Source organism: Paucibacter hankyongi, from assembly GCF_037482915.1.
GTDB lineage: Bacteria > Pseudomonadota > Gammaproteobacteria > Burkholderiales > Burkholderiaceae_C > Paucibacter_A > Paucibacter_A hankyongi.
In genome coordinates this window covers 1-19,615 of sequence record NZ_JBBHJX010000027.1, presented here as the reverse complement: position 1 = coordinate 19,615, position 19,615 = coordinate 1, and the positions used below count along the sequence as shown (strand labels likewise).

The following is a 19,615-nucleotide window of genomic DNA, read 5'->3' as shown; positions in this document are numbered from 1 at the left end:
AAACCCATGACTGTTGATCGCTATGCCGTTGCCGGCAACCCCGTGGCCCACAGCCGGTCGCCCGACATCCACGCCGCATTTGCCTCGCAAACTGGCCAGAGTTTGGTCTACGAACGCATGCTGTGCCCGCTGGATGGATTCAAACAAAGCATTCAAGCCTTTGCCGCAGCCGGCGGGCGCGGCTGCAATATCACCGTCCCCTTCAAATTCGAGGCCCATGAGCTAGCGGCCACATTGAGCCCGCGCGCGCGCCTGGCCGGGGCCGTCAACACCCTTCGTTTTGACACAGACGGCTGGTTTGGTGACAACACCGACGGCGCCGGTCTTCTGCGCGATATTGAACACAACGCCCAACGTCCTCTGGCCGGCCGCCGGGTGCTCTTGCTGGGCGCCGGCGGTGCCTCGGCCGGTGTGCTGGGCAGTCTGATTGCAGCCCGGCCGGCAGAAATTCGGCTCGCCAATCGGAGCTTGGACAAGGCAACCGACCTGATTCACTCGCACCAGGCATTTGCCGATGAAATAGGCGTCAAGCTCGGCGCCTGTGGATTGCTGGACTGCGGCAGCGGCTTTGATGTGCTGATCAATGGCACCAGCGCCAGCTTGGCCGGCGCCACCGTGCCGCTAGGCCCCGAGGTATTGGGTAGCCAAGCCTTGGTGGTGGACATGATGTACGGCCCGGCCGCTGCGCCGTTTTTGGATTGGGCCCGCGCACATGGCGCCGAAGCTCGTGACGGCCTGGGCATGTTGGTCGAGCAGGCGGCTGAGGCCTTCCTGATCTGGCGCGGACGGCGGCCCGATACGGCGCCGGTTTTGGCCAAACTGCGTCAGACCTTGGATCAAGCATCAGCCAAATGAAAACGCTTGGCCGCTTCCTGCTGCGCCTGCTCGCCCTGCTGCTGCTGGGCGTGTTGGCGCTGCAGATCTACTTCGCTGGCCGCATCGGTTTGATGACTGTGCTGGCGCCGCAGTCCACCACGTTTCAGCGTTCGGAGGCTTGGCGCTTGGCCGTCGAGCAACACCATATTGCCTGGAGCCAGCAGTGGGTGGACGACAAGGCCTTGTCCAAATCATTGAAGCGGGCCGTCATTGCCAGTGAAGACGCCGGCTTTGTGGACCATGGCGGGGTCGAATGGGATGCCCTGGAAAAGGCCTGGAACCGCAACCAACGCGAAGAGGCCAAGGCAGAGAAACGTGCCGTGGCGCAATCACCCACGCCGGGCAAGGCTGCGGCCAACGCAAGGCCACCCAAGGTCGTCGGCGGCTCCACCATCACCCAGCAATTGGCCAAGAACCTGTTCCTCAGCGGCGAGCGCAATCTGGCGCGCAAGGGGCAGGAGTTCCTCATCACCTTGATGCTGGAAGCCACCCTGAGCAAGGCTCGCATCTTGGAGATTTACCTCAACAGTGTTGAGTGGGGCGAAGGCGTGTTCGGCGCCCAAGCGGCCGCGCGGCACTACTTCCGCCTGGACGCACAGCAACTATCACCACCCCAAGCCGCGCGGCTGGCGGTGATGCTGCCGGCGCCGAAACGTTTTGAAAAGCGCCCGGCCTCGCCCTATGTACTTTCGCGGGCCGCCACCATCGAGGCCCGCATGCCAGCCGTTGAACTACCCTGAATCATGCCCTCCGACAACAGCATCACCGCCGAAATCGCCGCAACTGCCGCCCGCCTGGTGGTCGAGGAAGGGCTGGAATATGGCCCTGCTAAACAACGCGCGCTGAAAACATTGGGGCTGCCGCGCAATGGCCGCGCCGCGCTGCCCAGCAATGACGAACTTGAAGAGCAGGTGCGCGACTACCTGGCCTTGTTCTGCGCCGACACACAACCGGCGGAATTGGTGGCCTTGCGCGAATTGGCTGCGGTCTGGATGGAGCGTCTGGCCGAATTCCGCCCGCATCTGTGTGGGGCAGTTTGGCGCGGCACGGCGACTCGGCTGTCGAATATTCATTTGCAGCTCTACTGCGATGACAGCAAGTCGGCCGAGATTGCCTTGATCAACCTTGGCATTGACTACGAGGTCGGCGCCGTCAACGGCCCGCGCGGGCGAGACATCGACGTCCTGTCATTGGCGGCCCCATGCCGGGCCTTGGGTGAGACCGTGACGCTGCATCTGAGTATTCTGGATTTTGACGATTTGCGCGGGGCCTTAAAAACCGACGCGCATGGGCGCACCGAGCGGGGCGACTTGGCGGCGCTGCGCAAACTGATGGAGCAGACATGAGCACCGAGAACAAATCAGGCACACGCCGGACCTTGCTGCTGAGCACAGCGGGGCTTGGCGCCGCGGCCCTCGGAGTGGGCGTGGCCCTGAGGCGCCAGCCTGCAGCCTTGTCACCCCAGGCGCAAGAGTTTTGGGCCAGCCGTTTTGATCGCCTAGGGGGGGGTGAGCTGCAGGCGGCCCAATTCCGGGGCAAGCCGCTACTCTTGAACTTCTGGGCCACCTGGTGCCCACCTTGCGTCAAGGAACTGCCTGAGCTGGCGCAATTCCAGCGTGAATTCCAATCGCGCGGATGGCAGGTCTTGGGCCTGGCGGTGGATTCGCCCAGCGCCGTACGCGAGTTCCTGCAAAAACTGCCGCTCGACTTCGCCTTGGGTTTGGCCGGATTGACCGGCACCGATCTGAGTCGCAAACTGGGCAACAGCCAGGGGGGCCTGCCTTTCAGCGTGGCCTTCGGCGCCTCGGGCGAGATTGTTTGGCGCAAATTGGGCGCCACCAGCTTGGCTGAATTGCAGCAAATGGCGGCGAAGCACGCCTGAAGCGGCGGGTCACCCCCCTAGTTTGGTAAGCGCATCTATCGCCCGGGGTCAAGCGATTTATTTCTGAGCTCTTGCGTCGATATCCGCTTAAAACGCGTAAAGTTCGCCCTTTTCCGCTTCTAGTGTCATTACTCTAACCGGCGCAATCTGCGCCAAGCAGGGTCACACCGCGTCGCTGATGCAGATTCTCGTTATTCACGGACCCAACCTCAATATGCTCGGCACCCGCGAGCCTGGGGTCTATGGCTCGCAAACTTTGGCGCAGATCGATGCTGATCTGGCCGAGAAGGCAGCCAATGCCGGGATTGAACTAAAATCCTTCCAAAGCAACCATGAAGGTGCCTTGGTTGACCGCATTCAAGCGGCGGGTCGCGACGGTTGCCGATTCATCATCATCAACCCGGCGGCTTACACCCACACCAGTGTGGCCATGCGTGATGCGCTGGCCGCGGTGGCCCTGCCCTTTGTCGAAGTTCATCTGTCCAATATTCACAAGCGCGAAGCGTTCCGGCACCACAGTTTTTTTTCCGCACTCGCCGAAGGCGTGATTTGCGGACTGGGTGCCCAAGGCTATCAACTGGCCTTGAACTACGCGATTGAGAAGCTCCGCAGCCCCGCCTGAACATTCAAACTGGCCGGGGCGTCGGCGGACGATGCCGTTTAGTCAAAACACAATAATCAAACTCGCTGGAGAAACCCTATGGATCTGCGCAAGCTCAAGACCCTGATCGACCTGGTGTCCGAGTCGAATATTTCTGAACTTGAAATCACCGAAGCCGATGGCAAGGTGCGCATCGTCAAGTCGGATGGCTCGGTGGCCGTGCCGATGATGATGGCCGCACCGGTCGCAGCGCCGGTGGCCGCAGCCCCGGTGGCAGCCGCAGCCGCGCCGGTGGCCGCAGCGCCTGCCGCTCCGGTCGAGACCGGTCACATCGTCAAGTCGCCGATGGTTGGCACTTTCTACCGCGCCTCCGGCCCGAACGCCAAGCCGTTTGGTGAAGTCGGTCAGCAGATCAAGGAAGGCGAGCCCATCTGCATCATCGAAGCGATGAAGATCATGAACGAGATCGAAGCCGACAAGACCGGCACGATCACCAAGATCCTGTGCGAAAACGGCCAGCCGGTCGAATTTGGTCAGCCCTTGTTCGTCATCGAATAAGGAGTTGCGATGTTCAAAAAGATCCTGATTGCCAACCGCGGAGAGATTGCGCTGCGCATCCAGCGCGCCTGCCGCGAGTTGGGCGTGAAGTCGGTCGTCGTTTACTCCGAGGCCGACCGCGACGCCAAGTATGTAAAGCTGGCCGATGAGGCGGTGTGCATCGGCCCTGCAGCCTCTTCGCAGAGCTACCTCAGCATGCCGGCCATCATCGCCACCGCCGAGGTCACCGACGCAGAAGCGATTCACCCCGGCTACGGCTTCCTGAGCGAGAACGCCGACTTTGCCGAGCGCGTTGAGCGCAGCGGTTTCACCTTCATTGGACCGACACCTGAATCCATTCGCATGATGGGTGACAAGGTCTCAGCCAAGCAGGCCATGATCCGCGCCGGCGTGCCTTGCGTGCCTGGCTCCGAAGGCGCCCTGCCCGAAGACCCGAAAGAGATCATCAAGATTGCCCGCTCGGTCGGCTATCCGGTCATCATCAAGGCGGCTGGCGGCGGCGGTGGCCGCGGCATGCGCGTGGTGCACACCGAAGCCGCCCTGGTCAATGCGGTGCAGATGACCCGCACCGAAGCCGGCGCTGCATTCGGCAACCCCGAGGTCTATATGGAGAAGTTCCTCGAGAACCCTCGCCATATTGAGATCCAGGTGCTGGCCGACACACACAAGAGCGCCGTCTGGCTGGGCGAGCGTGACTGCTCGATGCAGCGCCGCCACCAGAAGATTCTGGAAGAGGCGCCGGCCCCTGGCATTCCGCGCCGCATCATCGAGAAGATCGGTGACCGCTGCGCGGCCGCCTGCCGCAAGATGAACTACCGCGGCGCCGGCACATTCGAGTTCCTGTACGAGAACGGCGAGTTCTACTTCATCGAGATGAACACCCGCGTGCAGGTGGAGCATCCGGTGACCGAACTGGTGACTGGCATCGACATTGTGCAGATGCAGATCCGCGTCGCCGCCGGCGAAAAACTGCCGTTCACGCAGCGCAATATCGTCATGCGCGGTCACGCGATCGAATGCCGCGTCAACGCGGAAGACCCATTCAAATTCACGCCATCGCCCGGCCGCATCACCATGTGGCACGCCCCCGGCGGCCCCGGCGTGCGGGTGGACTCGCATGCCTACACCAACTACGTGGTGCCGCCGCACTACGACTCGATGATCGGCAAGATCATCGTGCACGGCGATACGCGCGAGCAGGCCCTGGCCCGCATGCGCATCGCACTGTCGGAAACCGTGGTGGAAGGCATCCTGACCAATATCCCGCTGCACCGCGAGTTGATGGTGGACGCCAAGTTTGTTGAAGGTGGCACCAACATCCATTACCTCGAGGGCTGGATGAGCCAGCACAAGCGATGAGCGACGCACAGGATCCGAACCCGGCCACGCTGCACGAGTTGCTGCTGATCTGCGGCGAGGACGATGTTGAGGTCGTCAGCGACGCCTTGATGGAGCTGGATGCGCTGGCCGTGTCGGTAGAAGACGCGGACGCAGACACAGACGCAGAGCAGGCCTTGTTTGGCGAACCCGGCATGCCTGCCCCCAAAGGGGGCTGGCAGCGCTCGGTCGTCAAGGCCTTGTTCCCGGACGAAGAGCAGGCGACCGAGTGCGCGACCCTGATCCTCGCGCAAGACTGGGCGGAGGATGTGCATGTGCAAGCCATCCAAGCCGTGGCTGAGCAAGACTGGGTGCGTTTGACGCAATCTCAATTTGCACCGGTGGAGATCACACCCGAGTTCTGGATTGTTCCGTCCTGGCACCAAGCGCCCGAGCAAGCCAAGCAGGTGATGCGCCTCGACCCCGGCTTGGCCTTTGGCACCGGCACCCATCCGACCACCCGCATGTGCTTGCGCTGGATTGCCCAGCACGCCGCTTTGAGCCCCACTTGGAAGCGCGTGCTGGACTATGGCTGCGGCTCCGGCATTCTGGCCATCGGTGCGGCGCTGCATGGCGCCCAGAACATCGATGCGGTGGACATTGACCCGGCTGCCATCACGGCCAGCCAGGACAACGCCAAAGCCAATCAAGTGAGCTTGAAGGCAGCCATGCCCGACGCCGCACAAGGCGAGTACCCATTGGTACTGGCCAACATTCTGGCCACGCCTTTGAAGTTGCTGGCGCCACTCTTGGCTGCGCATCTAGCCCCCGGCGCTCACCTGGTTCTGGCCGGCATTCTGGCTCGCCAGGCGGATGAGCTGAAAGAGGCCTACGCGCCTTGGCTGAAATTAGAGGTCAGTGACGAAGAAGAAGGCTGGATCCTGATGACGGCGCAGCGCGCCTGAAACAGGCCGTGCAGCGGGTCGTGACTTCGCAAACCAGCGGCAGCTGTTGCTCAGACCCTGCGAGACTCATGGCATGATGGCGGCATGAGTCTCGCCACCCGTTGTACCGCTTGCGGCACCATCTTTCGGGTGGTGGAAGATCAACTCCGCGTCTCCGAAGGCTGGGTTCGCTGCGGCCGCTGCGCCGAGGTTTTCGATGCCCGCGAACAGCTGTTCGACATCGATCGCGACACCCCTCCGCCCTGGCCACCCAACCCCGCTCCTACAGCCACAAACACGCCCCCACCTCCTGCATTCGAAGAAGAGGTTGCGGCAGACGACTGGAACGAGGGTGCTCACGCGGACCCGCAAAATCGCTCACCAAGCAGTTCGCCAAGCACATCAAGTACCTGGCGCGCCGATGATGAGTTCGAGGAGCGTCCTTCGTACGATGCGCCGCGCCAGCACGACGAATTGACAGAGCCCAGCCCTGAGCAGCGCACCAGCGCCGACTCACGCTTCGATTCGCGTCTAGAGCCGCAATGGGCGGATGAGCCGAGCCCTGATGCTGTGGCACCCAAAGCAGCAGTGCGCAGACAAGAGCCAGCGCGCATTGAACCGCCCGCCATCGAGATGGGCGACGGCCCCGATGTGATGCTCAGCCCGGCTCTGCAAAGCGCCAGCACCGGCAGCGCAGCTTCGGCCGACAAGGTGGCGAACCCGCCCCCACCTGCAAGCAGCGCCGCAGCAGAAGCCACGACAGCCGCGTCGGTACCCGAATTTCTTCGACCCGCCCGCGGCAATTCCCGCTGGCACCGGCCGACAGTTCGGCTCGGTTTGTTCGCCTCGGCGCTACTGCTCGTCAGCGCACTGGGCTTGCAGGGCGCCCTGCATTTCCGCGACGCTTTGGCGGCCCAGCAACCCGTTTTGCGCCCGCTGCTCACATCCATCTGCCAACTGGCGGCTTGCGAGCTGAGGGACTGGCAGCACATCGAATCGATCAGCGTGGAAACCAGCGCCTTGAATCAGGCCGGTTCGGGCAACCATTACAAATTGCTGGTGGGCCTGAGGAACAAAGGCAAGGCAGCAGTCGCCACGCCCTGGGTCGAGTTGAGCATGACCGATGCCGCAGGTAACCTGCTAGCCAAGCGCACGCTGCGCCCAAGCGATCTGCACAGCGAACGCACATCCATGCCGCCCGGCTCCGACCTCAACTTGCAGGCATTGCTGACGACAGGCCCGCTCAAGGTCAGCGGCTACAGCGTGGAAATCTTTTACCCCTGATACAGCGAGCACTCTCATTGCCCCATAAAAAAACCCGGCCGAAGCCGGGTTTTGTCATCGTGAAGACGAGGCCCTTGCGGACCCCGACCGGCGATGAATCTCAGGGCTTGTTGCCTGTGGGGAAAGGCCAAGCGGCTTGCGGGCTCAGCGCAGTCTTGGCTGCAGGCGCAGCGGCGGCAGGCTTGGCTGCAGCCTTCTTAGGAGCGGCCTTAGGAGCAGCCTTAGGGGCTGCCTTCGGTGCAGCTTTAGGCGCGGCCTTTGCAGCAGCCTTAGGCGCGGCCTTAGGAGCAGCAGTCTTCACCGGTGGCTTGACTGGCACCGCGTCCTTCTTGACGGCAGCGGCCTTCTTCGCAGGAGCGGCAGCCTTCTTGGCAGGAGCAGCAGCCTTCTTCGCAGGAGCAGCAGCCTTCTTCGCAGGAGCAGCAGCCTTCTTCGCAGGAGCAGCAGCCTTCTTCGCAGGAGCAGCAGCCTTCTTCGCAGGAGCAGCAGCCTTCTTCGCAGGTGCAGCGGCCTTCTTCGCAGGAGCAGCGGCCTTCTTAGCAGGAGCAGCAGCCTTCTTAGCAGGAGCAGCAGCCTTCTTCGCAGGAGCAGCAGCCTTCTTCGCAGGAGCGGCGGCCTTCTTCGCAGGAGCGGCAGCCTTCTTCACAGGTGCAGCAGCCTTAGGCGCAGCAGCCTTCTTTGCGGGAGCGGCGGCCTTGGGTGCCGCGGCCTTCTTGGCCGGAGCCTTCTTTGCAGTTGCCATGTTTCAGTTCTCCTTGATCAAGTGGAAAGAGCACTGCCCACATGCGGACGAGCCGCTGTAGCGCAGTTATTCACCACCCAGATGTCGCTTAAGGTTGGCGCCCCGGTGCGGTGAATCGGGAAGCAAGTCCTCGAACCGGCAAGCAAGGCCTGCATCCGAACACTTGCGAATTTCATCTATCGTCTTGACCTTACAAAAACTGGGACTGCTGCCTGCTGCACTCGCCGCAACGCAATCAGCTCAATCGCTTTTAGGCGATTAATCCTGAGCCAGGCAAGCTTCAAGCCGCAGGGCTTGAAGCTTGTCCGGGCTCAATCCCAGGACAATGCGCCACCGGATTGGTACTCGATGACGCGGGTTTCAAAGAAGTTACGTTCCTTCTTCAGATCGATCATTTCGCTCATCCAAGGGAAGGGGTTTTCCTCGTTAGGGAACAACTCCTCCAAACCGATCTGGGTCGCGCGCCGGTTGGCGATGTAACGCAGATAGCCCTTGAACATTGATGCGTTCAGACCCAACACGCCACGCGGCATGGTGTCTTCAGCATAGGCGTATTCCAACTCGACCGCTTTCATGAACAAAGCCTTGATCTCGGCCTTGAAGTCAGCAGTCCATAAATGCGGGTTCTCCATCTTCAGTTGATTGATCAAGTCAATGCCGAAGTTGCAGTGCATGGACTCGTCACGCAAGATGTACTGGTACTGCTCAGCCGCACCGGTCATCTTGTTCTGGCGCCCCATCGCCAAGATCTGTGTGAAGCCCACGTAGAAGAACAAGCCCTCCATCAAGCAGGCAAACACGATCAAGCTCTTCAACAGCGTGCGGTCGTTTTCGACCGTGCCGGTGTTGAAGCTCGGGTCCATGATCGCGTTGATGAAGGGGATCAGGAACTCGTCTTTGTCGCGGATGGACTTGACTTCGTTGTAGGCATTGAAGATCTCAGACTCATCCAGCCCCAAGGATTCGACGATGTATTGATAAGCGTGCGTGTGGATCGCCTCTTCAAAGGCCTGGCGCAACAGGAACTGACGGCACTCGGGCGCCGTGATGTGGCGGTAGGTGCCCAGCACGATGTTGTTGGCGGCCAGCGAGTCAGCCGTCACGAAGAAGCCGAGATTGCGCTTGATGATGCGGCGCTCGTCTTCGGACAGACCATTCGGGTCTTTCCACAAGGCGATGTCGCGCGACATATTCACTTCCTGCGGCATCCAGTGGTTGGCGCAGGTGGCGAGGTACTTCTCCCAAGCCCATTTGTATTTGAAGGGCACCAACTGATTGACGTCAGTCTGGCCGTTGATGATGCGCTTGTCTGCCGCCTTGACGCGGTGGCCTGCGGGGGCGCTCGGCGTTAGGGCAGCAGCCGCTGGATGTGATGAAAGCGTTGCGCTGACAGCAGCAGGCGCAGGCATCGAAGAGACGGTAGGAGCCGCATGGCCGGCCGAGCCGGATGCGGTGGGGGCCGCGAAATTTGCGGCTGCTTTTTCAGCGGGTTTCTGGTCTTCGTCCCAAACCAACATGGTGCTTTTCCTATCGAGTCGAATTATCAGAGTGTTGTGTTCAAACACCAAGGACTTCTTGACAAAAAGCCCTCTCGCGCGTTGCTGTGTCGCATCGCTTGCTCAAAACACATAACTCTCAAGCTATGCATACCAAACGCTCAGAACATCGATGAACACGAGGATCTCGAGCGCCATGAAAAATGCAGAGCCGAATCACTCCGACTCTGCATTCAGTTTCAAAATTTATTGGCAAGCCTCGCAATCAGGGTTGTCAATCGAGCAGAACTTCATGTCGGTGGCGGGCAACTCGGGCTCTGCCGGTGCAGCAACCGGAGCCGCTGGAGCCGAACTCATCCCTGCACCTGCACCGGAAGACACCGCATTCAACTGCCCCGACTTGACCGTGCTCTTCTCGGCGTGAGTCGCACCCATGGTGCGGAGGTAGTAGGTCGTCTTCAGACCACGCAACCAAGCGAGCTTGTAGGTGTCATCGAGCTTCTTGCCCGAAGCGCCAGCCATATAGATGTTCAAGGACTGAGCCTGGTCGATCCACTTTTGGCGACGTGCGGCGGCTTCCACCAACCATTGCGTCTCCACCTCAAAGGCGGTGGCGTACAGAGCCTTCAACTCATCTGGCACGCGGTCGATGCGACGCAGCGAACCGTCGAAGTGCTTCAGGTCCATGACCATCACGTCGTCCCACAGGCCGAGCTTCTTCAGGTCGCGCACCAAGGATTCATTGATGATGGTGAACTCACCGGACAGATTGGACTTGACCGACAGATTGCCGAAGCAAGGTTCGATCGAAGCATCCACGCCGATGATGTTGGAGATGGTTGCGGTCGGTGCGATTGCCACGCAATTGCTGTTGCGCATGCCGAACTGCTGAATGCGGGCGCGCAGCGAAGTCCAGTCCAGGCTGGTGCTGCGGTCCACTTCCACATAGCCACCACGCTCTTCGGCCAGCAGATCGATCGAGTCGATCGGCAAGATGCCGCGGTCCCACAGCGAACCGCGATAGCTCGAATAGCGGCCGCGCTCTTCGGCCAACTCGGTCGAGGCCTGGTAGGCGTAGTAGCAGATCGCTTCCATCGAACGGTCGGCGAACTCAACCGCAGCATCCGACGCGTAAGGCGTGCGCAGCGCATACAGCGCGTCCTGGAAGCCCATCAAACCCAGGCCCACCGGACGGTGGCGCAGATTCGAATCACGCGCCTTCTTGACGGCGTAGTAGTTGATATCGATGACGTTGTCGAGCATGCGCATGGCCGTCGAGATCGTCTTCTTCAGCTTGGCATGATCAACACCACCGTCCTTCAAATGCTGAACCAGATTCACCGAGCCCAGATTGCAGACCGCGATTTCGCTGTCATTGGTGTTCAGCGTGATCTCGGTGCAGAGATTGCTGGAGTGCACCACGCCGACATGCTGCTGCGGCGAGCGCACATTGCAGGCGTCCTTGAAGGTGATCCAGGGGTGGCCGGTTTCGAACAGCATGGACAACATGCGGCGCCACAGATCCTTGGCCGGCAGACGCTTGAAGAGCTTGATCTCGCCGCGGTCGGCCTTGGCTTCGTAGGCCACATAAGCGGTCTCGAAGGCCTTGCCGAACAGGTCGTGCAGATCCGGGCAGGTCGAAGGGCTGAACAGGGTCCAGTCGCCACCCTCGATGACACGGCGCATGAACAGATCGGGGATCCAGTTCGCGGTGTTCATGTCGTGGGTGCGGCGACGGTCGTCGCCGGTGTTCTTGCGCAGTTCCAAGAACTCTTCGATGTCCAAGTGCCAGCTTTCCAAGTAGACACAAACCGCGCCCTTGCGCTTGCCGCCCTGGTTCACCGCCACCGCGGTGTCGTTGACGACCTTCAGGAAAGGCACAACGCCTTGCGACTTGCCGTTGGTGCCCTTGATGTGCGAGCCCAGAGCGCGCACGGGGGTCCAGTCATTGCCCAGGCCGCCGGCAAACTTGCTCAGCAGCGCGTTCTCTTTCAGCGCTTCGTAGATGCCGTCCAGATCGTCGGCCACGGTGGTCAGGTAGCAGCTGGACAGCTGCGAGCGACGGGTGCCGGAGTTGAACAGCGTCGGGGTGCTCGACATGAAGTCGAAGCTGGACAGCACTTCGTAGAACTCGATGGCGCGGGCTTCGCGGTCAATTTCGTTCAGTGCCAAGCCCATGGCCACGCGCATGAAGAAGGCTTGCGGCATTTCGATGCGCTTGTCATCGATGTGCTGGAAGTAGCGGTCATACAGGGTTTGCAGACCCAGGTAGTCGAACTGCAGATCGCGCTCGGCCTTCAGCGCCGCACCCAGGCGGGCCAGGTCGTACTGAGCCAGCTTCTCATCCAGCAACTCGGCGGCGACACCCTTCTTGATGTACTTGGGGAAGTACTCGGCATAGCGCTCTTGCATCTGCTCTTGGGTGATCTCGCCGCCCACCACTTCACGACGGATGGTGTGCAGCAGCAGACGTGCGGTGGCGCGGCTGTAGCCGGGATCCTTCTCGATCAAGGTACGAGCGGCCAAGATGGAGGCCTTGTAGACCTCGTCGATCGCCACGCCGTCATACAGATTGCGCTTGGTCTCGGCCAGCACCGGCTCCGGCTTCACATCGGCGCCAAGATTGGCACATGCCGACACGATCAGGCTTTGCAGATGCGCCAGATCCAGGGGCACGCGCTGGCCGTTGTCGATCACGGTCAAAGCTTGCTCGGCCACCGGGGTCTCGATCAAGCCTTGGCGCTGACGCTCTTGGAAACGGCGCTCGCGGTACAGCACATAAGCGCGCGCCACTTCGTGATGGCCACCGCGCATCAAGCCCAACTCCACCTGGTCTTGCACGTCTTCGATGTGGAAAGTACCGCCGCTGGGACGCGAACGCACCAAGGCACGCACCACGGCCTCGGTCAAGCCGTCGACCGTTTCACGAACGCTGGCCGACGCCGCACCGGTCGTGCCATGCACGGCCAAAAAGGCCTTCATCAAGGCGACCGCGATCTTGCTCGGCTCAAACGACACCACAGCGCCATTGCGACGCAGGATGTGATACGCCTGAAAAGCCGTTTGCAGGGCTGAACCGGTGTGAGCAGCGGCATGCTGGCTCGCGCCTTCGGCTCCGACATGGCCGGTTTGTGCGGCTGTGGCGACAGGGGTCTGCATAGAAATTTTTCCTCGTTGGGGCTCGGTGAAATCGGTTTCGATCGTCAAGTCGCCTGGCCCGGACATGGATCCAGACACGCGCGACTCAACATCGGCTCAACAATCATTCGGTTTTTTTGGGGGGCTGCGGCGGAGCCACATCGGGTGGCTCCGAGGCTGATTCCGGCGCAACGCCGAACCTGGGTTCGGGCGGGCAGAAGCAGCACTTTCAACAGAGACGAAGGATACCATGAAGCCCACTATATCTGGGGTCACCATGAGCCTCAAGCACTACAGATAGCGTATCTATCCCGTTGACGGCGGCAGATATTCAAGCTAGCGGGGGCCTTTTTAGCGCGCTAAAAACAGCGAAATTTCGGCATGAGGCGCGGCCAAGGCCTGTCGCCATCGGGGGCTCCAATGGCGAGCCCGCACCAGGCTTGGCGTGGCGAGCCAAATCGCCCGCTAGGCCGCACCAAACCTAGGCTCAATTGAGTTGAGTCAATTCGCCATCGCCGGGTCGCACGCGCCAGGCCTCAAGACTCGGTCGCACCAGATTCCGCGGCCACGACACCCAGCCGAGCCATCCGGTAACGGATCTGGCGCAAAGACAGCCCCAAGCTGGCCCCGGCCGCGGTTCGGTTGAAACGGTGCCGGGTCAATGCTCGCAACAAAATGTCGCGCTCGACCTCATCCAAATAAGCAGCCAGATCGCTCGGCAACTCGGCCTGCAAATCGAGACCACTTGGCTTCGTCGCAGGGGCGCCGAACGCGCCACCGGCGGACACCGCCGATGCCGCGGCGTCCGCCAATTCATCCGAGGCGTCTAGGCTGCCGAGTTGCGCGTCATCCAACATCGACTCCGGCAGCCCTAAGTCCGCCGCGTCAATCACCTCGCCACCAGACAAGGCCAGCGCGCGGTGCAACAGGTTTTCGAGCTCCCGCACATTGCCAGGAAAGGCATAGCGGGTCAGCTGCGCCAGGGCGGGCGCGGTCAAGCGCGGCACCGGCGACACACCAGCATCGGCGGCAATGCGCTCCAGCACCCGCTCGCTGATCAGCGCCACATCTTCGATGCGCTCGCGCAGGGGCGGTACCCGCAGCTGGATCACGTTCAGGCGGTAATACAAGTCCTGCCGAAAGCGCCCTGCCGTCACCTCGGCCCCGAGGTCCTTGTGCGTGGCGCTGAGAATACGCACATTGACCGCCGCCTCCACCACGGCGCCCACCGGACGCACCGACCGCTCCTGGATCGAGCGCAGCAATTTGCTTTGCATCGCCAATGGCAGGTCGCCAATCTCATCCAAGAACAAGGTGCCGCCATCGGCGGCCTGGAAGAAACCCTCGCGGTCTTCGTTGGCGCCGGTAAACGCACCTTTGCGATAGCCAAAGAATTCCGCCTCCAGCAGCTGCTCAGGAATCGCACCGCAGTTGACGGCCACAAAGCGCTGCTTGGCGCGCACGCCGCTGTCGTGAATGGCACGCGCCACCAACTCCTTGCCGGTGCCGGATTCGCCCTGCAACAACACGGGCGCCATGCTGCGCGAGACCTTCTCGATCAGCGCACGCAATTCCTGTATCGCCGCCGACTTGCCGGCCAGCCGTGCCAGGGCAGTCACGGGCGCTGCCGGCGGCGCCACTCCCACCGCCCGCGTCGCCGTGGGCTCACCACGCGGAGCACCGGGCGCGGGCTTGCTCAGATCCACCCGCGCTGTTGGGCGCTCGCCCGGCTTGCCGGCCGGCCCCTCCACCGGTTGCTGTTCCGACGCCTGCGCCGGCAACTGCGCCGGCACCACCGAGGGCACCGTCTGCGGCTGGCGCCCCAAGGCCGAGGCCACCACCTGACGGAACTGCCGCAGGTCAACCGGTTTGGTCAGATAGTCATAGGCACCGGCCTTCAAGGCCTCCACCGCGTTCTCGGCGGAGCCATAGGCGGTGATGACCAAGGTTTTTTCCTGACGGCCCTGCTCCTCCAACCAGCGCAGCAAATCCAGACCGCTGCCGTCGGGCAAGCGCATATCGGTGATCACGGCGCTGTAGCTGCGTCGCTGCAATCGACCCAAGGCATCGGCCACCGTGCCTGCGGTGTCGAGTTCATAGCCTTCGCGCAGCAGGGTCAGCTCGTACAAGGTACGCAAATCGGGCTCGTCATCGACGACCAGCAAACTGAAGGCCATGCCAGCTTGGGAAGGGTTGCTCATGGTGTGAGGCTCATCATTGCGGGTTGCAGGGCTGCGTATGGGGTGCGGCGAGGACTTCGGCGCTCGCCACCGGGCGCAAGCTCAGGCTGAATTCATTGCCGGGCCGGGCCGGATTGGGGCTGCGCCGATAGCTGATTTCGGCGCCATAGCGCGTGCACAGTTCGCGGCAAATATAGAGCCCCAGGCCCGAGCCCCGGCTACGGGTCGAGAAGAAGGGCTCGAACAAATGCCGCTCAACTTCCGGCGGAATTTCCGGCCCGGCATTGAAGACACTCAGGCGCACCCAGGGTTGATCGGCGCCGCCGCTTGTTTCCTGCTCGGTCTCCAGCAACACCTGCACCGATGCAGGGCCCGGCTCCGCATGACGCAGCGCGTTGTCCAGCAGATTGACCAGCACACGGCGCAGGTGTTCAGGGTCGAAGCTGACTTGCAAGGGCTGCATCGGCAAGGTGCAACTGAGCGGATCGGAAGGTCCCGGCGCCAACTGATTGGTGCGAGCCCAATCGAGGCAGACCTCGCTGACCAACTGGCTCGCGTCCACCGGCACCGGCGGCGTGACTACACCGGGCGCAACCTCCAATACATCATCAACAATGCGTTTGAGCCGCTGCACATTCGAGGCCACCATGCGCGTCAACTGCTGCGCCCGCGGCTCCACGACGTCTTCCGACAGCAGCGCATTGGCCTGATCAATCGCCGCCAGCGGGTTGCGGATCTCGTGCGCAATGCCGGCCGACACGCGCCCCATCGCGGCCAGCTTTTCTTGCCGATTGCGCGCCAACAGCAGCAGGCTGTCTTCGATGAACAGCACACACAAGTCCTCACCGGCCTGCGACTCGTGCTTGCGCGTGAATCGCATGCGCACGCGCAAGCTGCGTTGCAAGCCACTGTCGAACTGCAGGGCCAGGTCTTGCCCGCTCTCCGGCCAGGCCGCGCTGGCGAAGCCGCGCTCCACCGCCTGCACCAGCGGCCGCCAAGCCGCCACACCACGCAACTGGAAAGGCGCCGTGCGCACCAGTTGCTGATCGGTCAAGAGCCCGCGCGCCGCCGGATTGGCCGCGCGCACATGGCCGCGTCGGTCCACCACCAGCACGCCCTCTTGCATCTCGTCGATCACCAAACGGTTCAGCTGCGCCTGTTGGCGCGCAAACTCCATGCTGCCGCGCGCGGCCTTTTCTTCACGCGCCAAACGGCCGGCCAGTTCACTGGCCAAAAGGCTGATGACAAAAAAGCCGCTGCCCACCAGACCGGCCTGTGTCAACTGCAAACCGACGTTACGCCCCTCCAGCAAAGCCCAGGCGGCCACGCCCAACATCAGCAAGGCGGCCATCGCCGCGGTCGCCACCGCCACCAAGCGCGGCGTCAGCACACCGGCCATCAGCACCGGCATCACAAACAAGGCGCCGTAATTGACGCCGGCTTCGCGATCGAGCGCATGCAAGAGCCCGAACACGGTCAAGTCCACGCCGATGCTGCCCCACCACTGCGGACTGGAGATGCGCGACAAGGTCTGTGCCGATACGCCGCGCTGCAGGCGGGGCAACAACCACAGCGCCAGCGCATGCGCCGCATAGGCCAGGCACAACAAAATCGGCGCGAGCGGCGCCGAGGTCCCCAGCCAAGCCGCAATCAGTTGCGTCGCTACCAAGGCAACGCCCAACGCGGCCCGCGCCGCCAGAAAGGAGCGATGCAGCCGAGCAAAGGCATTGCCGCCCGCATCGACCAAGCGCCGCGGGGCATGGCGGAAGAAAAACTGGGAGTCCTGCGTTCCCGCTGCCTCGGCGGCAGCAGCGGCCTCGGCCGAGGCCTCCCCAATCTCGTCATTCAACTCGCCGCTCAGCGTCGACGGCCCGGCATCCGCACTCGGCTGCCCGGCCGCATCAGCTCCGGGGTCGGCGGCGCCGGCAAACCAGGGCTTGGCCGGTTCACTCATGGCTTGTGGCCATGCTCCGCGCCCTGTTGGGCGTGTTTGGCCTGTTGCACCTGCTCAAAAGCCGCCCGGTGAGCCGAACCGCAAAAGACGCCCCCCTGCCCGGGCAAGGCCTCGTCACGCGGCAGATGCAAGCCGCATTGCGCACAACTGACCATGCTTTGCGGCTGCGCCTCGGCCTGCTCCGGCCGGCGCGCCGATTCCCCCTTGGGCGCCGGCGGCCGGGCGCGTTTGACCCCCAACATAAAAAACAGCAGGGCCAGCAGCAGAATCAGCAACAAATACTTCATGAATTCCCTAAATTGGGGTCAGGTTCAATTTCAAAGCGGCCGCTGCAACACAACTTCCAACACAAAGCGCGAGCCGGCATAAGACAGCAGCAGCAGCAAGGCGCCAAAGTACAACCAACGCGTAGCCCTTTGGCCGCGCCAACCAAACACCCGTCGGCCGGTCAGCAAGCCCGACAACACCAGCCAGCCCAGCACCGCCAAGAGGTTTTTGTGATCCCAGCGCCACTGCGGCGTGAACCACCACCCCATCAGCAGGGCCAGCGACAAGACGGCCACACCCGCGCCGACAAATTGAAAGGTCAGACGCTCCAGACGCAGCAAAGGCATGCCGGTGACACCCAGGCTACCGAGTCCACCCACACCGCCCAAGCCACTGTGCCCGCTGCGCGAACGCAACAAACGCTCGGCCCGGCTCAACATGGCCGCATGCAGTACCGCCACGCCAAATAGACCATACGAGGCCAGACCCAACACCCAATGCAGAGGCGCCCAGGGAGACGCAGCCAGTGGCCGGCTTTCACCCGGGAAGGCCCAGGCCACAGCGACGGCCAGCGCCGCCAAGGCTGACAGGGCACGGCGCGCCGCCGGCAAAGGCAGGAGACGGCTTTCGACCAGATAGACGGCCAGGATCAACCAAGTTGTCATCGACAAGGCCGGCGCAAAGCCGAAACGCGCGCCCGCTTGCGCCAAGCCCAGCCCTGAGATATCCACCAACAAGGCCAACAAATGTGCGGCAAAGGCGATGGTCAACACGCCGCCGGCGAAGCGGCGAGGCTGGCCATCCTTAGGCTCTGCCGGAGCCGCTTCGGCACGCAAAGCGGCCCCTGCGTAGCTGACGATGGCCAACAGACTGAAGGCGCCCAGCAGCGTTTGGGCGGTCTCTGCGGTGACGAACGATAAAATCATCTTCACAGTGTACTTTTGCGCGCCGCTTCAAAGCCGGCGCCCCTCCCCCGATGGCTTCCAATCTGACCGACCGCCTGAGTCGCCTCGTGAAAACGATGCGCGGCCAAGCCCGCATCACCGAAAGCAATGTGCAGGAGATGCTGCGCGAGGTGCGCATGGCACTGCTGGAGGCCGACGTGGCCCTGCCCGTGGTGCGCGACTTCATCGCTCGCGTCAAAGACAAGGCCCTGGGCACCGAGGTGGTCGGCTCGCTCAACCCCGGCCAGGTGCTGGTGTCGATTGTTCAAAAAGAACTCGCCGCCACCATGGGCGAAGGCGTGTCGGACATCAATCTGGCCGCGCAGCCGCCCGCCGTGATCTTGATGGCCGGCCTGCAAGGTGCCGGTAAAACCACCACCACCGGCAAGCTGACCAAGCACCTGATCGAGAAGCGCAAGAAAAAGGTGCTGACGGTCTCGGCCGACGTCTACCGCCCGGCCGCGATTGAGCAGTTGAAAACCGTAACTGGCCAAGCCGGCGGCGAATGGTTCCCGTCGGAGCCGAACCAGAAGCCACGCGACATCGCACTGGCCGCCATCGATTACGCCAAAAAGCATTACTTCGATGTGCTGCTGGTCGACACGGCCGGCCGCTTGGCCATCGACGAAGCCTTGATGGCCGAGATTCGCGAACTGCATGGCATCTTGAACCCGGTCGAAACCCTGTTCGTGGTGGACGCCATGCAGGGCCAGGACGCGATCAACACCGCCAAGGCCTTCAAGGAAGCCCTGCCGCTGACCGGCGTGGTGCTGACCAAGTTGGACGGCGATTCGCGCGGCGGTGCGGCCCTGTCGGTGCGTCAAATCACCGGCGCGCCGATCAAGTTCGCCGGCGTGTCAGAAAAGATCGACGGCCTGGAGGTCTTTGACGCCGAGCGTCACGCCGGCCGCGTGCTGGGCATGGGTGACATCGTCGCCCTGGTGGAAGAAGTCACCAAGGGCGTGGACGTCGCGGCAGCCCAAAAGCTGGCCGAGAAACTCAAAACCGGCAGCGGCTTCGATCTGAATGACTTCCTCGCACAGATTTCGCAGATGAAGAAGATGGGCGGGCTCTCCGGCCTGATGGATAAGCTGCCCACGCAGATGACCGCCAAGGCCGGCCCGCAAGACATGGACCGGGCCGAGCGCGATATGAAGCGCATGGAAGGCATCTTGAACGCAATGACGGCCAAGGAGCGCCGCCAGCCCAATCTGCTGATGGACGGCAAGAGCAAGGCCAGTCGCAAACGCCGCATCGCCACAGGCGCCGGCGTGCAAATCCAAGACGTCAACCGCCTGCTGACTCAGTTCGACCAGATGCAAAGCATGATGAAGAAGATGAGCGGCGGCGGCATGATGAAGATGATGAAAAAGCTCGGCGGCATGAAGGGCATGAAAGGCATGATGCCGGGCATGTGAAGCGCCGAGGCTCG

17 protein-coding genes are annotated in these 19,615 nt (G+C 62.3%); 10 read left to right on the top strand and 7 right to left on the bottom strand.

The annotated features are described in order from the left end of the window. The first annotated feature begins 6 nt into the window (after positions 1-6). The 9 genes from aroE to WG899_RS21770 all read left to right on the top strand — a co-directional run bounded on the left by aroE (position 7) and on the right by WG899_RS21770 (position 7,462). Complete coding sequence (gene aroE / locus WG899_RS21810) at positions 7-855, top strand: shikimate dehydrogenase (RefSeq protein ID WP_339597773.1); 849 nt, start codon at positions 7-9, stop codon at positions 853-855. Next, positions 852-1,616 carry a transglycosylase domain-containing protein gene (locus WG899_RS21805; RefSeq protein WP_339597772.1) on the top strand — a complete coding sequence of 255 codons (765 nt, stop codon included), beginning with the start codon at positions 852-854 and terminating at the stop codon, positions 1,614-1,616. Before aroE ends, WG899_RS21805 begins: the two co-directional genes overlap by 4 nt. 3 nt (positions 1,617-1,619) lie before the next feature. Continuing rightward, entirely contained in the window at positions 1,620-2,222 is a 603-nt protein-coding gene (locus WG899_RS21800; RefSeq protein WP_339597771.1) for a hypothetical protein, read from the top strand. Continuing rightward, positions 2,219-2,758: a TlpA disulfide reductase family protein gene (locus WG899_RS21795; protein ID WP_339597770.1), complete on the top strand. Its 540-nt coding sequence runs from the start codon at positions 2,219-2,221 to the stop codon at positions 2,756-2,758. Before WG899_RS21800 ends, WG899_RS21795 begins: the two co-directional genes overlap by 4 nt. 178 nt (positions 2,759-2,936) lie before the next feature. Further along, complete coding sequence (gene aroQ, locus WG899_RS21790) at positions 2,937-3,380, top strand: type II 3-dehydroquinate dehydratase (RefSeq protein WP_444718888.1); 444 nt, start codon at positions 2,937-2,939, stop codon at positions 3,378-3,380. A gap of 78 nt (positions 3,381-3,458) precedes the next feature. After that, positions 3,459-3,917: an acetyl-CoA carboxylase biotin carboxyl carrier protein gene (gene accB / locus WG899_RS21785; protein WP_339597769.1), complete on the top strand. Its 459-nt coding sequence runs from the start codon at positions 3,459-3,461 to the stop codon at positions 3,915-3,917. 9 nt (positions 3,918-3,926) lie between these two features. After that, positions 3,927-5,276: an acetyl-CoA carboxylase biotin carboxylase subunit gene (gene accC, locus WG899_RS21780; RefSeq protein WP_339597768.1), complete on the top strand. Its 1,350-nt coding sequence runs from the start codon at positions 3,927-3,929 to the stop codon at positions 5,274-5,276. Positions 5,277-5,305: 29 nt separating this feature from the next. Next, positions 5,306-6,199 (top strand): 50S ribosomal protein L11 methyltransferase, encoded by an 894-nt coding sequence (gene prmA, locus WG899_RS21775; protein ID WP_339597785.1) that lies wholly within the window; start codon positions 5,306-5,308, stop codon positions 6,197-6,199. An 84-nt stretch (positions 6,200-6,283) separates the two neighbouring features. Next, complete coding sequence (locus WG899_RS21770; protein WP_339597767.1) at positions 6,284-7,462, top strand: zinc-ribbon and DUF3426 domain-containing protein; 1,179 nt, start codon at positions 6,284-6,286, stop codon at positions 7,460-7,462. 100 nt (positions 7,463-7,562) lie between these two features. Here the strand turns inward: WG899_RS21770 and WG899_RS21765 are convergent, their stop codons facing one another. From WG899_RS21765 to WG899_RS21735, 7 genes are all read right to left on the bottom strand, one after another. Next, on the bottom strand, positions 7,563-8,204 hold the full coding sequence (locus WG899_RS21765; protein ID WP_339597766.1) for a histone: 642 nt from the start codon (positions 8,202-8,204) through the stop codon (positions 7,563-7,565). 311 nt (positions 8,205-8,515) lie between these two features. Then, positions 8,516-9,721 (bottom strand): ribonucleotide-diphosphate reductase subunit beta, encoded by a 1,206-nt coding sequence (locus WG899_RS21760; RefSeq protein WP_339597765.1) that lies wholly within the window; start codon positions 9,719-9,721, stop codon positions 8,516-8,518. A gap of 225 nt (positions 9,722-9,946) precedes the next feature. Continuing rightward, positions 9,947-12,859 carry a ribonucleoside-diphosphate reductase subunit alpha gene (locus WG899_RS21755; RefSeq protein WP_339597764.1) on the bottom strand — a complete coding sequence of 971 codons (2,913 nt, stop codon included), beginning with the start codon at positions 12,857-12,859 and terminating at the stop codon, positions 9,947-9,949. 515 nt (positions 12,860-13,374) lie between these two features. Next, a complete protein-coding gene (locus tag WG899_RS21750; protein WP_339597763.1) occupies positions 13,375-15,039 on the bottom strand; it encodes a sigma-54-dependent transcriptional regulator in 1,665 nt (554 codons plus the stop codon). 13 nt (positions 15,040-15,052) lie between these two features. Next, the gene (locus tag WG899_RS21745; protein ID WP_339597762.1) at positions 15,053-16,972 is read right to left on the bottom strand and encodes a sensor histidine kinase; all 1,920 of its coding nucleotides are present in this window, start codon (positions 16,970-16,972) and stop codon (positions 15,053-15,055) included. Further along, positions 16,969-17,259: a PP0621 family protein gene (locus WG899_RS21740; protein ID WP_339597761.1), complete on the bottom strand. Its 291-nt coding sequence runs from the start codon at positions 17,257-17,259 to the stop codon at positions 16,969-16,971. Before WG899_RS21740 ends, WG899_RS21745 begins: the two co-directional genes overlap by 4 nt. 30 nt (positions 17,260-17,289) lie before the next feature. Further along, the gene (locus WG899_RS21735; RefSeq protein WP_339597760.1) at positions 17,290-18,165 is read right to left on the bottom strand and encodes a cytochrome C assembly family protein; all 876 of its coding nucleotides are present in this window, start codon (positions 18,163-18,165) and stop codon (positions 17,290-17,292) included. Between the two features lie 50 nt (positions 18,166-18,215). Here WG899_RS21735 and ffh point away from each other — a divergent pair, with 50 nt between their 5' ends. After that, positions 18,216-19,601 carry a signal recognition particle protein gene (gene ffh / locus WG899_RS21730; protein WP_339597759.1) on the top strand — a complete coding sequence of 462 codons (1,386 nt, stop codon included), beginning with the start codon at positions 18,216-18,218 and terminating at the stop codon, positions 19,599-19,601. Positions 19,602-19,615 lie beyond the last annotated feature (14 nt).

Excerpts from the sequence above, each read along its gene's own strand:
- aroE (WP_339597773.1), top strand. The coding sequence starts at position 7 with ATGACTGTTGATCGCTATGCCGTTGCCGGCAACCCCGTGGCCCACAGC.
- WG899_RS21805 (WP_339597772.1), top strand. The coding sequence starts at position 852 with ATGAAAACGCTTGGCCGCTTCCTGCTGCGCCTGCTCGCCCTGCTGCTG.
- WG899_RS21800 (WP_339597771.1), top strand. The coding sequence starts at position 1,620 with ATGCCCTCCGACAACAGCATCACCGCCGAAATCGCCGCAACTGCCGCC.
- WG899_RS21795 (WP_339597770.1), top strand. The coding sequence starts at position 2,219 with ATGAGCACCGAGAACAAATCAGGCACACGCCGGACCTTGCTGCTGAGC.
- aroQ (WP_444718888.1), top strand. The coding sequence starts at position 2,937 with ATGCAGATTCTCGTTATTCACGGACCCAACCTCAATATGCTCGGCACC.
- accB (WP_339597769.1), top strand. The coding sequence starts at position 3,459 with ATGGATCTGCGCAAGCTCAAGACCCTGATCGACCTGGTGTCCGAGTCG.
- accC (WP_339597768.1), top strand. The coding sequence starts at position 3,927 with ATGTTCAAAAAGATCCTGATTGCCAACCGCGGAGAGATTGCGCTGCGC.
- WG899_RS21770 (WP_339597767.1), top strand. The coding sequence starts at position 6,284 with ATGAGTCTCGCCACCCGTTGTACCGCTTGCGGCACCATCTTTCGGGTG.
- WG899_RS21765 (WP_339597766.1), bottom strand. The coding sequence starts at position 8,204 with ATGGCAACTGCAAAGAAGGCTCCGGCCAAGAAGGCCGCGGCACCCAAG.
- WG899_RS21760 (WP_339597765.1), bottom strand. The coding sequence starts at position 9,721 with ATGTTGGTTTGGGACGAAGACCAGAAACCCGCTGAAAAAGCAGCCGCA.
- WG899_RS21755 (WP_339597764.1), bottom strand. The coding sequence starts at position 12,859 with ATGCAGACCCCTGTCGCCACAGCCGCACAAACCGGCCATGTCGGAGCC.
- WG899_RS21750 (WP_339597763.1), bottom strand. The coding sequence starts at position 15,039 with ATGAGCAACCCTTCCCAAGCTGGCATGGCCTTCAGTTTGCTGGTCGTC.
- WG899_RS21745 (WP_339597762.1), bottom strand. The coding sequence starts at position 16,972 with ATGAGTGAACCGGCCAAGCCCTGGTTTGCCGGCGCCGCCGACCCCGGA.
- WG899_RS21740 (WP_339597761.1), bottom strand. The coding sequence starts at position 17,259 with ATGAAGTATTTGTTGCTGATTCTGCTGCTGGCCCTGCTGTTTTTTATG.
- WG899_RS21735 (WP_339597760.1), bottom strand. The coding sequence starts at position 18,165 with ATGATTTTATCGTTCGTCACCGCAGAGACCGCCCAAACGCTGCTGGGC.
- ffh (WP_339597759.1), top strand. The coding sequence starts at position 18,216 with ATGGCTTCCAATCTGACCGACCGCCTGAGTCGCCTCGTGAAAACGATG.